The organism is Pseudomonas proteolytica, assembly GCF_007858275.1.
GTDB lineage: Bacteria > Pseudomonadota > Gammaproteobacteria > Pseudomonadales > Pseudomonadaceae > Aquipseudomonas > Aquipseudomonas proteolytica.
The window spans coordinates 1-12174 of the sequence record NZ_VFEV01000044.1; the positions used below are offsets into that span (position 1 = coordinate 1).

Here is a 12174-nt window from a genome sequence, read left to right on the forward strand (position 1 = left end):
GTGTATCTGGTACAACGCATTCGGCTTATTGGGGCTGCTTCGCAGCCCAGCGCGGGGCAAGCCCGCTCGCCACAACTGCGCTATCTGCCTGGATCTAGGCGTTGCGGCAAAGTTGTGTAGATACCTAGGCTCATCGCGGGCAAGCCCACTCCCACACTAGTTGGCGCCCAGCCAAAGCCCTTGCCGATTCAGCCGCCAGGCAATCGCCCACAACGTCAAACTGCGCACCGCCATGAACAGCAGGAACGTTATCCACAGCCCGTGGTTACCCAACCCCTGCAACGCCCAGGCAACTGGCAGCATCATCAGCACCGTCAGCAACATGCCATTGCGCATCTCCCGCGCGCGGGTCGCGCCAATAAACAAACCATCCAGCAGATAACTCCACACCGCAATCAACGGCAGTACCGCCAGGTACGGCAGGTAGATATCGGCGGTTGTGCGCACGCTGGGGATATCGGTTTGCATGGCGATAAACAAGTGGCCGGCGAAGGTGAACAGCAGCACAAAGCCGAGGCTGGCGATCAGCGACCAGCCGCAGGCGACTACCAGCGAGCGGCGCAATGCCTGGCGATCATGGGCGCCGATGGCGTGGCCGCAGAGTGCTTCCACTGCGTGGGCGAGGCCGTCCAGCGCATGGGCCGTCAACAAGAGCCCGTTGAGCAGCAGGGCATTGGCCGCGACCGTGGCATCGCCCAGCCGAGCGCCTTGCACCGTGATCATGAAAAACACCGATTGCAGCGCCAGGCTGCGAATGAAAATGTCGCGGTTGACCGCCAGCAGCGCGCGCCAGCTTTGCCAGACCTTGAGCGCCGCCCAGGCAATATGCCCGGGGTAGGCGCGCAGGGCTTTTTGCGTAAGGGCCAGGCCGAGCAGGGCGCCGGTCCATTCGGCAATCACCGAGGCCCGCGCCGAACCGGCCACGCCCCAGTCCAGGCCCAGTACAAACCACAGGTTCAGGGCGATATTCACCAGGTTGGTGGTCAAAAGAATCGCCAGCGGCGCCCGGGCGTTTTGCGTGCCGAGGAACCAGCCCACCAGCGCATAAGTGGCCAACGCCGCAGGTAACCCGAACAGGCGGGTGTGGAAAAACTCGCGGGTCAGTTGATTCAACTCGGCCGAAGGCTGCATCCATTCCAGCGCCAGATGGCTCAGGGGAATGCCCACCGTGCCCAGCACCATGGCCAACCCCAGCGCCAACAGCAGGCCTTGCAACAGGATTTGCCGCAGCGCCGCGCCATCATTGCGCCCGGCCGCCTGGGCGGCGAACCCGGTGGTGCCCATGCGCAGAAACCCCATGGCCCAGGCCAGGAAGGTATACAGACTGGCCCCCACGGCCACCGCGCCCAACTGGTGCGCGTGGGGCAGGTGGCCGATGACCATGCTGTCCACCAAGGCCACCAGCGGCACCGAGATATTCGACAGAATCATCGGCGCGGCCAGGGCCCAGACACGGCGATGGGTGGGGCGGTGACGCCAGTCGGTGATTAAGGTGGACATTCGGGCTCCTTGGGGGAGCGGCATTGTAACTGGCCCTCAACAGCGGCGCAGATCCAAATGTGGGAGCGGGCTTGCTCGCGAATGCGGTGGGTCAGTCAACCTATATATTGGCTGATCCACCGCATTCGCGAGCAAGCCCGCTCCCACAGGGGGGGTTCTACGCTTTTGAGGTAGTTGAGAACCAAACCGCCCTCCGTCGGTCAATGTGAGCAGCGCCACAGCCACTTGGCTGGCACTGATATATAGTTCACCCCTCAGACACCCCGACAACGAGTGCCCCATGCTTAACAAAGGATTGTTCCTGGCCTGTGCGCTGGCCCTGCTGAGCGCCTGCGATTCTTCCGATAAACCGGCTGCACCCACTGCCCCTGCGGCGGCGGTGACGGCGCCAAAGCCGGCCAAGGCCGCGGTGGATGTGGCGACGCTCAAGCAGCGTTATGCCGGCCGTGAGTTAAGCGTGGTGGACGTGTCTGAGGTGCAACTGGATGGCGCCAGCACCTTGTCGGTGAGTTTTTCAATCCCGCTGGATCCCGAGCAGAAGTTCGCCGACAAACTGCACCTGGTGGACAGCAAGTCCGGCAAGGTCGACGGTGCCTGGGAGCTTTCCGACAACCTGATGGAATTGCGCCTGCGTCACCTGGAGCCCCAGCGCAAGCTGGTGCTGACCGTGGACGCCGGGCTGCGTGGGGTCAACGACGCCAAGCTCGCCGCTGAATACACGGCACGCCTGGAAACCCGCGACCTGCAAGCCACCGTCGGCTTCGCCAGCCGTGGCACCCTGTTGCCCACTCGTCTGGCCGAAGGCCTGCCGGTGATCGCGTTGAATGTCGACAAGATCGACGTCGAATTCTTCCGCATCAAACCCGAATCGCTGCCGGCGTTCCTCGCCCAGTGGGGCCGCAATACCAGCCTGCAAAGCTACGAATCCCGTGAACTGTTGCCCATGGCCGACCTGGTCTACGGCGGCCGCTTCGACCTCAATCCTGCGCGCAATACCCGCGAAACCCTGTTGTTGCCCATCGCCGGTCTCAAACAGTTGCAACAGCCGGGCGTGTACCTGGCGGTGATGCGTGCTTCGGGCACCTACAACTATTCCCAACCGGCCACGTTGTTCACCCTCAGTGATATCGGCCTGTCGGTACACCGTTACGCCAACCGCCTGGATGTGTTCACCCAGGCGCTGGAGGGCGGCAAGGCGCTGGATGGCGTCGAGCTGGAAATCCTCGATGCCGAAGGCCGCGTGTTGGGCCAGGGCAAGACCGAGAAGGGCGGCCACGCTGAACTGCCGCTGCCGAAAAAGGCCCAGGTATTGCTCGCCAAACAGGGCGAGCAGACCAGCCTGTTGCGCCTCGACAGCGCAGCCCTGGACCTGGCCGAGTTCGATATCGGCGGCCAGCCCGCGCACCCCCTGCAATTCTTTGTGTTCGGCCCGCGCGACCTGTACCGCCCTGGCGAAACCGTGCTGCTCAATGCGCTGCTGCGCGACAAGGACGGGAATGCCGTCAAGCCGCAACCGGTGAGTGTTGAAGTACGCCGCCCGGATGAGCAGGTCAGCCGCAAATTCGTGTGGGATGCCGATGCTTCCGGCCTCTATCAATACCAACTGCAACTGGCCGGCGAAGCGCCGACCGGGCGCTGGCAACTGGTGTTCGACCTGGGTGACGGCAAGCCGCAACTGTACGAATTCCTCGTCGAAGATTTCCTGCCCGAGCGCCTGGCCCTGGAGCTCAAGGGCAGCGATACACCGCTTAATCCTGCAGACAATGCGGTTATCCAGGTCAATGGCCGCTACCTCTACGGCGCCCCTGCGGCGGGCAATCGCCTGAGCGGGCAAGTGTATGTGCGGCCGTTGCGCGAGGCGGTCAAGTCGCTGCCCGGTTATGAGTTTGGCTCGGTGACTGAAGAAGAACTGAGTCAGGATTTTGAACTGGATGAAAGCGTGCTCGACGCCAAGGGCGAGGAAAAACTCACCCTGGAAAGCAAGTGGAGCGAAGCCAAGTCGCCGCTGCAACTGATCGTCCAGGCCAGCCTGCAAGAGTCTGGCGGGCGCCCGATCACCCGGCGCCTGGTGCAGCCGGTCTGGCCGGCCGAGCAACTGCCCGGCCTGCGTGGCCTGTTCGATGGCAAGGAAACCAATGGCGACGGCCCGGCGGAGTTTGAAGTGCTGCTGGCCAACCAGCAGGGCCAGAAACTCGCGGTCGACAACCTCAAGGTCCGCCTGGTTCGCGAGCGCCGCGACTACTACTGGAACTACTCGGACAACGATGGCTGGAGCTATCACTACAACGAGAAATTCCTCAACCTCGATGAGCAGACCGTCAACATCAAGGCCGGCGACACGGCCAAGGTCAGCTTCCAGGTGGAGTGGGGCCCGTACCGCGTCGAAGTCGAAGACCCGCAGACCGGCCTGATCAGCAGCAAGCGCTTCTGGGCCGGTTACCAGGGCCAGGACAACACCGAAGGCGGCGCCGTGCGCCCCGATCAGGTCAAGCTGGCGCTGGACAAACCGGCGTATGGCGATGGCGATACGGCCAACGTCACCGTCACCCCGCCGGCGGCTGGTAAAGGCTACCTGTTGGTGGAGTCCAGCGAAGGCCCGCTGTGGTGGCAAGAGATCGACGTGCCGGCCGAAGGCAAGAGCTTTGCGGTGAAGCTCGACCCGAAATGGTCGCGCCATGACCTGTATGTGAGTGCGCTGGTGATTCGCCCGGGTGAGCGCAAGGCCAACATCACGCCTAAACGCGCCGTGGGCTTGCTGCATCTGCCGTTGGATCGTACCCAGCGCAAACTGGGCCTGACCCTGACCGCGCCGGAAAAAATGCGCCCCAAACAACCGCTGACGGTCAAGGTCGCGGCAAAAAATGCCGATGGCAGCGTGCCCAAACAGGTGCATGTGCTGGTGGCAGCGGTGGACGTGGGCATTCTTAATATCACCGAATACCCAACCCCGGATCCCTACTCCAGCCTGTTTGGCCGCAAGGCCTACGGTGTGGACCAGTTCGATATCTATGGGCAGTTGATCGAAGCCGGCCAGGGCCGCCTGGCCAGCCTGGCCTTTGGTGGTGACGCGGCGCTGGCCAAGGGCGGCAAGCGCCCGGACACCAGCGTCACCATCGTCGCTTTGCAAAGCGCGCCGGTGACCTTGAGCGACAAAGGCGAGGGCGAAGTCAGCGTCAATATCCCTGACTTCAACGGCGAACTGCGTCTGATGGCCCAGGCCTGGAGTGACGACCGCTACGGCATGGCCGAAGCCAAGACCGTGATCGCCGCGCCTTTGATTGCCGAACTGTCGGCCCCGCGCTTCCTCGCCGGCGGCGACCAGACGCGCCTGGCACTGGACCTGTCCAACCTGTCGGGCAAGGCACAGAAGCTGGATGTGCAACTGACCGCCGAAGGTCAACTGACCCTGCTGGGCGAGCCATCGCACAGCGTGCAACTGACCGAGGGCCAGCGCACCACCTTGCAGATTCCGGTGCGCGCGCTGGGTGGCTTCGGCCAGGGCAAAGTCAAGGTCACGGTCAATGGCCTGGACCTGCCGGGCGAGAACCTGCCGGCGTTTACCCGCGAATGGACATTGGGCGTGCGCCCGGCTTATCCGGCGCTGCTCAAGCAATACCGTGCGGTGCTCAAGGATGAAGCCTGGAGCCTGCCGGATGCGGAGCTGGCCTTGTTTGAACCCGCCGGGCGTGAGGCGCTGTTGAGTCTGTCGAGCCGGCCACCGTTGAACCTTGGCGAGCAGATTCGTGCACTCAAGGCCTACCCGTACGGTTGCCTGGAGCAAACCGCCAGCGGCCTGTATCCGTCGCTGTATGCCGATGCCACCGTGCTGGCGCGCCTGGGTTTGACCGGCGAGCCGGATGTGGAGCGCAAGCGCAAGATCGAACTGGGTATCGAACGCCTATTGGGCATGCAGCGCTACAACGGCAGCTTTGGTTTGTGGGGCGCCGATGGCGAGGAAGAGTACTGGCTGACGGCTTACGTCACCGACTTCCTGCTGCGCGCCCGCGACCAGGGTTTTGCGGTACCGCCTGAAGCGCTGAAGAAGGCCAGCGAACGCCTGCTGCGCTATGTGCAGGAACGCAACCTGATCGAGGTCGACTACAGCGACAACGCCGACCACACACGCTTCGCCGTGCAGGCCTATGCCGGCCTGGTGCTGTCACGTACCCAGCAGGCACCGTTGGGCGCTTTGCGCAGCCTGTTCGAGCGCCGCAGCGATGCGCGTTCGGGCCTACCGCTGGTGCAGTTGGCGATTGCCTTGCAGAAGATGGGCGATCAGCCGCGTGCCGACCAGGCGCTGCTGGCGGGTCTTGCCGTGCAGCGCAAGGCCAATGAATGGCTGGCCGACTACGGCAGCCCGCTGCGTGACCAGGCGATGATCCTGGCCTTGCTCGAAGAAAACGACCTGGCCAAGGGCAAGCGTGAAGAGCGCCTGTTCGAGCTGTCGGACCAGATGGCGGCCAGCCCATGGTTGTCGACCCAGGAGCGCAACTCGCTGTTCCTCGCCGGCCGTGGCTTGCTGGGCAAGCCGGAAACCAACTGGACTGCCCAGTTGAGCAGCGGCGGCGAAACCCGCGAGCTGAACAACGGCCAGTCCGGCCTGAAGCTGGAAGGGCCGTTGCTGGCCTCACCGCTGACCGTGCGCAACCCAGGCAGCGAGCCGATTTACCAGCAACTGAGCATTTCCGGTTATCCACAGCAGGCGCCAGCGGCGGGCGGTGAAAACCTGAGCATCCGCCGCGAATACCTGGGGATGAATGGCCAGCCGCTGAACCTGCAAAGCCTGCGCAGTGGTGACCTGGTGCTGGTGCATATTGCGGTCAGCGCCAAGAAGCAACGGGTGCCGGATGCATTGGTTGTGGATCTGCTGCCGGCTGGCCTGGAGCTGGAGAACCAGAACCTGGGACAAAGTGCTGCCAGCCTGGAAAACGCCAGCAGCCAGGTCAAGGAGTGGCGTGAGTCGATGCAGAATGCGTCGATCAAGCATCAGGAGTATCGCGATGATCGTTACGTGGCAGCGCTGAACCTGGACGGCTACGGCACCACGCACCTGCTGTACCTGGCTCGCGCGGTCACACCTGGGACTTATCGCGTACCGCCACCGCAAGTGGAGTCGATGTACCGGCCGAACTGGCAGGCAGTGGGGGAAACCCCGGCGGATATGGTGATCAAGGGGCGTTAAGCGCCCGACCTGTGGGAGCAGGCTCTATCTTTAATGTGGGAGCGGGCTTGCCCGCGATAGCGGTGTATCAGCCGCCGAATGTATCGGCTGAAATAGCGCTATCGCGGGCAAGCCCGCTCCCACAGGTAAGGGGTGTTAATGCACAACCCAACTGAGCAGCCACAGCCCCAGCAGCAACCAGATAATCCCCATGATGATCGAGGCCCGCATAAATGCCCGGACTGCCGAGTACAGCAGCATCAGGCCAATGATCAGGGTGATGATGCTGATGATCGAGGTATCCATGCCCAGGGTGCGGGACAGGCCATCTATAAAATTGCCACCGGCATTGGTCAGGGCGCCGAACAGTCCGCTGAGCCCGTCGACGATAAAGCGGATGACCGAACCGAGCGCCTGGCCCAGCCATTCGAAAAAGCTTTCTACCTGCATATGAGTTTCCTGATGAAAGGGTGGGCGTATCTGCCGGACCTGAGCCTTTGGTCGCCAATCCCTTGGGCGAGTTCCCTTGAAGCATAGAGGTTTGCCCGTTTGAATTTGCGAATAGTTGCACGCGCTACCCTGGGTAGCCTGCTGGTGGTGACAGCCCTGCTTTGGCTGGCCGACCGCCTCTGGCCCTTGCCGCTGCCCAAGGACGACCTGGCCCGCGTGGTGCTGGCCGAAGATGGCACGCCGCTCTGGCGTTTCGCGGATGCCAACGGCGTATGGCGTTACCCGGTCGCCACCGGTGAAGTCTCGCCGTATTACCTCGATGCGCTGCTGACCTACGAAGACCGTTGGTTCTACCAACACCCCGGCGTCAACCCGCTGGCCCTGGTGCGGGCGACCTGGCAGAACCTCTCTGGGGCGCGAGTGGTGTCCGGCGGCAGCACCTTGTCGATGCAAGTGGCGCGCCTGCTCGATCCCCATTCGCGCACCTTGCCCGGCAAGTTTCGCCAGCTGTGGCGCACGGCGCAATTGGAGTGGCACCTGTCCAAGGATCAAATCCTCAACCTGTACCTCAATCGCGCGCCCTTCGGCGGCACCTTGCAAGGGGTGGCAGCAGCCAGTTGGGCGTACCTGGGCAAATCTCCACAGCACCTGACCCACGCCGAAGCGGCTTTGCTCGCGGTGCTGCCCCAGGCGCCGAGCCGCCTGCGCCCGGATCGTCACCCGCAGCGCGCCCAGGAGGCGCGGGACAAAGTGCTGCGGCGCCTGGCCGAGTTTCAGGTCTGGCCGCAATCGGCGGTCGACGAGGCCCTGGAAGAACCCCTGTTGCTGGCGCCGCGCCTGGAACCCAGCCTGGCGCCGCTGCTGGCGCGCCGCCTGAACCGTCCTGACAGCCCGCCGCTGATTCGCACCACGATCGACGCGACCCTGCAACGCCGTCTCGAAGACCTGCTGCTGGGCTGGCGCGCACGCCTGCCGGAGCACACCTCGGCGGCCATCCTCGTGGTCGAGGAAGAAAGCATGGCCGTGCGCGCCTACCTGGGATCGGTGGACATCAACGATGCACGGCGCTTTGGCCATGTGGATATGATCAGCGCCCTGCGCTCGCCGGGCTCGACCCTCAAACCCTTTCTGTATGGCATGGCCCTGGACGCGGGGCTGATTCACTCCGAATCGCTGCTGCAGGATGTGCCACGGCGCTATGGCGATTACCGGCCGGGCAATTTCTCCATGGGCTTTACCGGTGCGGTACCGGCCAGTACGGCGCTCTCCAGCTCGTTGAACCTGCCGGCGGTGCAACTGCTGGAAGCCTACGGGCCCAAGCGCTTTGCCGGGGAGATGCGCATCGGCGGCATGCCCCTGGCGTTGCCGGCGCTGGCTGAACCGAACCTGGCGTTGATCCTCGGCGGTGCCGGCAGCCGCCTGGAGGACCTGGTCGGCGGCTACAGCGCGTTGGCCCGTGACGGCAAGAGCGCCGCGATTCGCTTGCAGCCTGGGGATGCGCTCAAGGAGCGTCCGCTGTTATCGCCAGGTTCGGCGTGGATCGTGCGGCGCATCCTCAGTGGCCAGGCACGGCCGGATCGTGATCCCCGGGCCGAGTTGGTACAGCGCCCGGTGCTGGCCTGGAAGACCGGCACCAGCTACGGCTTTCGCGATGCCTGGGCCATCGGGGTCGGGCCGCGCTACTTGATTGGGGTGTGGATCGGCCGCCCGGACGGCACCCCGGTGCCGGGCCAGTTTGGCCTGGCCTCGGCGGCGCCGTTGATGCTGCAAGTACACGACGTGCTGACCAACCGCGACAGCCAGCGCGGCATTACCGCGCCCGTCAAAGCCGTGCCGATGAACGTCGGCGTGGCGGCGATCTGTTGGCCCCTGGGCCAGCCCATGGGGCGTAGCGACTCCAATTGCCGGCGCCAGCGCTTTGCCTGGACGCTGGACAACACCACGCCGCCGACCCTGCAGGCACTGGATCAGCCGTTGGGTGTCGGCTTGATGGAAACCATATGGGTCAACGCCAAAGGCTTGCGCGTGGCCGCCAGTTGTCCGGGCGCGGTATCGCGGGATATTGCCCTGTGGCCGGCACCGTTGGAGCCGTGGCTGCCGAAAATCGAGCGGCGTGACGCTCGCATCCCCGCGCCAGACCCGGATTGCCCGCCACCGGCGTTGGCGGCGTCGTCGCCGTTGTCGGTGGTGGGCGTGCGGGAGGGAGATCAACTGCGCTTGCCGGCGGGCAGCCAGCAGCAGTTGCGCTTGAAGCTATCGGCGTTGGGCGGCAGTGGGCGGCGCTGGTGGTTCCTTAACGGGGCGCCGCTGGGCGACAGTGCCAACCAGGACAGCATCAATGCCAGCCTGGAGCAGTTGGGGCGCTATCAACTGAGTGTGCTCGATGAGGCGGGGCAGACGGCCCGGGTTGAGTTCAGCGTGGTTGATTAGATCGCTATCGCAGGCAAGCCAGCGCCCACAGTTTGATTTTTGAATACCGTCAAATGTGGGCGCTGGCTTGCCTGCGATGGCGGCCTTGAGCGCGCCGCAAATTTATTTGCCATCCCCGCCCTTGAGCCCGAAGCTATACCTCTTCAGGAGCCCCCCATGAATCTCGAACACCTTACCGAACGCATGCATCGCATCCGCGATAACAACGACTGGAAACAGTTCCACAGCCCGAAAAACCTGGCCATGGCCGCCAGTGTCGAAATGGCTGAACTGGTAGAAATCTTCCAGTGGCTGAGCGAAGACCAATCCCGCCAGTTACCCGCCGACAAACTCGCCCACGCCGGCCAGGAAGTGGGTGACATCGTGCTCTATCTCCTGCTGCTGTGCGGTGAGCTAGGCCTGGATATGAACCAGGTGGTAAGCGCCAAACTGGCTGACAACGAGCGGCGGTTTGCCCATGAGTGATCGTCATTTCGACCAGTTGGCCACGCGATTTGCCGAGAAGATCTACGGCGGTGCCAAGGGCGCGATTCGCCTGGCCGTGTTGCAGGCCGACCTGATCGAGGCCCTGCCGGATCGCCCCTTGCGCGTGCTGGATATCGGCGCAGGCCTGGGCCATATGTCGCTGTGGCTGGCCGAGCGCGGGCATCAGGTGACGTTGGCCGAACCCGCCGAGCCGATGCTTGAAGGCGCCCGTCAGCGTTTTGCCGAGGCGGGGCAGACTGCAACGTTCATCCAGGCTCCGTGGCAGGAGCTGTTGGGTCAGCTCACCGAGCCCTATGACCTGGTGCTGTGCCACGCCGTGCTGGAATGGCTGGCTGAACCCCACGCGATCCTGCCGGTGCTGCACCAGTTGACGACGCCGGGCGGCTGGTTGTCCCTGGCGTTCTATAACCGTGATGCGTTGATTTATCGCAACTTGCTCAAGGGCCACTTTCGCAAGATGCGCAAGAACGACATGGCCGGCGAAAAACAGAGCCTGACCCCGCAACAGCCCCTGGACCCGCGTGAACTGGCGGCGCAACTTGAAGGCCTGTGGCAGGTCGAAAGCCAGAGCGGGGTACGGGTATTTCACGACTACATGCCGGTGGAATTCCAGGCCCGCGCCGATTTGCAGGACTTGTTGGAGATGGAACTCGCTCACCGTCGTCACCCAAGCTTTGCCGGACTTGGGCGTTATTTGCACTGGATCTGCCGTCCGGTTTAAGCGGCCCAGTCTGCGGAGATCGAAATGAAGCGCTGTGCATTGATCCTGCTGTGCCTGGGGCTGGGTGCCTGCTCCAGCAACAACCCGTATGTTGCGGCGTCCAAGCCCATGCCGCCGGCGCCTGCCCAGGCGGCCAACACCTTTGACGCCAGCGCCTACCCGGCGCCGGTGCGCGATTATGGCGCCTACCGCAACTGGGCCTGGCGCAACGGCCAATTGCCGGCGGGGTCGGCCTGGGCCGATCCTGCGCAGATCGCCGAAGCCGTCAGCGGTGCCCTCGACCAGCGCGGCCTGCGCCCGGTACATGACCAGCGTGCGCCGGACTTGCTGGTCAGCGCCGACGTGCACCTGGAAAAGCGCCTGCGCCAGGTGCAGGACGATTATGGCTATGGCTACGGTGGCTACAATCGCTATGGCAACGGCTACGGCATGTACAACTCGGTGCCGATTGTGCGCACCTATGAAGTGCAGGTCGTGGTGGTGCGCGTCAACCTGTTCGACGCCCGCACGGGCCAGCCGGTGTGGAGCGCCAGCGCCGAAACGGGCAGCCAGGGCAGCTTGAGTGAACGTGGTGATGCCTTGCGCCAGGCTGTGCAGAAGGCGATGACGGCGTATCCTCCGAGTTAACAGCTATTCTCATCTCAGGTTCGGTTTGCCCTTTGGAGAACTACCATGTTGCGTCGTATCGCTTTGCTCGCTTTTGCCGTGCTGCTGGGCGGTTGCCAGACCCATCAGGTCAACCACGACTTTGACGCCAGCCGCGACTTTGGGGCGTACCGTAGCTGGGCCTGGAAAGATCCGGCGTTGCAGTACCGTCCTGACGATCCGCGAATCAAGAGTGACCTTACCGAACAGCGTATCCGCCAGGCGGTGGCCGACCAGCTCGACCAACGCGGCCTGCGCCCGGCCGCCCCCGGGGCCAAGGCTGACGTGAACGTGCAGGCCTACCTGATCGTCGAAGATCGCCAGCAACAAGTCACCACCAACTACGGCGGCGCCTGGGGTGGCCCGTGGAATGGCTATTGGGGCGCGCCGATGTACAACGAAACGCGCAACGTCACCTATAAGGTCGCCACCCTCCAGATCGACCTGCTCGACGGCAAGGACGGCAAGCTGGTGTGGCGCGGCAGCGATGAACAAATGATGAGCAGCTCCCCCAGCCCCCAAGACCGCAGCGCGGCGATCCGGGCGACGGTGACCAAGGTGCTGTCCAACTACCCGCCACGGTAAGTCTTACTCGGTCCGAACAGGCGCTGGCTTTCTGTGGCGAGCGGGCTTGCCCCGCGCTGGGCTGCGAAGCAGCCCCCAGTGAACCGAATGCGGTGTATCAGGTTCTCCGTGGCGTCTGGTTTTGGGGCTGCTGCGCAGCCCAGCGCGGGGCAAGCCCGCTCGCCACAAAGGGTTGGTGGGCCTTGAGGGTTCCGTC

General features: G+C 63.9%; 8 protein-coding genes. 6 read left to right on the forward strand and 2 right to left on the reverse strand.

Features of this window, described 5'->3' with window-relative positions; translation table 11 throughout:
- Positions 1 to 156: 156 nt before the first annotated feature.
- Entirely contained in the window at positions 157 to 1500 is a 1344-nt protein-coding gene (locus FIV38_RS25235; RefSeq protein ID WP_092233174.1) for an MATE family efflux transporter, read from the reverse strand.
- 280 nt (positions 1501 to 1780) lie between these two features.
- On the opposite strand from FIV38_RS25235, the gene FIV38_RS25245 reads away from it, so the two are divergent.
- Positions 1781 to 6682, forward strand: coding sequence for an alpha-2-macroglobulin family protein (locus tag FIV38_RS25245; RefSeq protein WP_092233177.1), 4902 nt, complete (start codon positions 1781 to 1783; stop codon positions 6680 to 6682).
- 135 nt (positions 6683 to 6817) lie between these two features.
- On the opposite strand, the gene FIV38_RS25250 is transcribed toward FIV38_RS25245, so the two are convergent.
- Positions 6818 to 7111 (reverse strand): hypothetical protein, encoded by a 294-nt coding sequence (locus FIV38_RS25250; RefSeq protein WP_029297627.1) that lies wholly within the window; start codon positions 7109 to 7111, stop codon positions 6818 to 6820.
- A 99-nt stretch (positions 7112 to 7210) separates the two neighbouring features.
- Here FIV38_RS25250 and pbpC point away from each other — a divergent pair, with 99 nt between their 5' ends.
- The 5 genes from pbpC to FIV38_RS25275 all read left to right on the forward strand — a co-directional run bounded on the left by pbpC (position 7211) and on the right by FIV38_RS25275 (position 11978).
- Positions 7211 to 9541 (forward strand): peptidoglycan glycosyltransferase PbpC, encoded by a 2331-nt coding sequence (pbpC, locus tag FIV38_RS25255; RefSeq protein WP_092233180.1) that lies wholly within the window; start codon positions 7211 to 7213, stop codon positions 9539 to 9541.
- Positions 9542 to 9697: 156 nt separating this feature from the next.
- A complete protein-coding gene (locus FIV38_RS25260; RefSeq protein ID WP_092233183.1) occupies positions 9698 to 10006 on the forward strand; it encodes a MazG-like family protein in 309 nt (102 codons plus the stop codon).
- Positions 9999 to 10748: a methyltransferase gene (locus tag FIV38_RS25265; protein ID WP_029297621.1), complete on the forward strand. Its 750-nt coding sequence runs from the start codon at positions 9999 to 10001 to the stop codon at positions 10746 to 10748. Before FIV38_RS25260 ends, FIV38_RS25265 begins: the two co-directional genes overlap by 8 nt.
- Positions 10749 to 10772: 24 nt before the next feature.
- Complete coding sequence (locus FIV38_RS25270; RefSeq protein WP_029297619.1) at positions 10773 to 11375, forward strand: DUF4136 domain-containing protein; 603 nt, start codon at positions 10773 to 10775, stop codon at positions 11373 to 11375.
- A gap of 45 nt (positions 11376 to 11420) precedes the next feature.
- Positions 11421 to 11978: a DUF4136 domain-containing protein gene (locus tag FIV38_RS25275; RefSeq protein ID WP_092233185.1), complete on the forward strand. Its 558-nt coding sequence runs from the start codon at positions 11421 to 11423 to the stop codon at positions 11976 to 11978.
- The last annotated feature ends 196 nt before the right edge of the window (positions 11979 to 12174 follow it).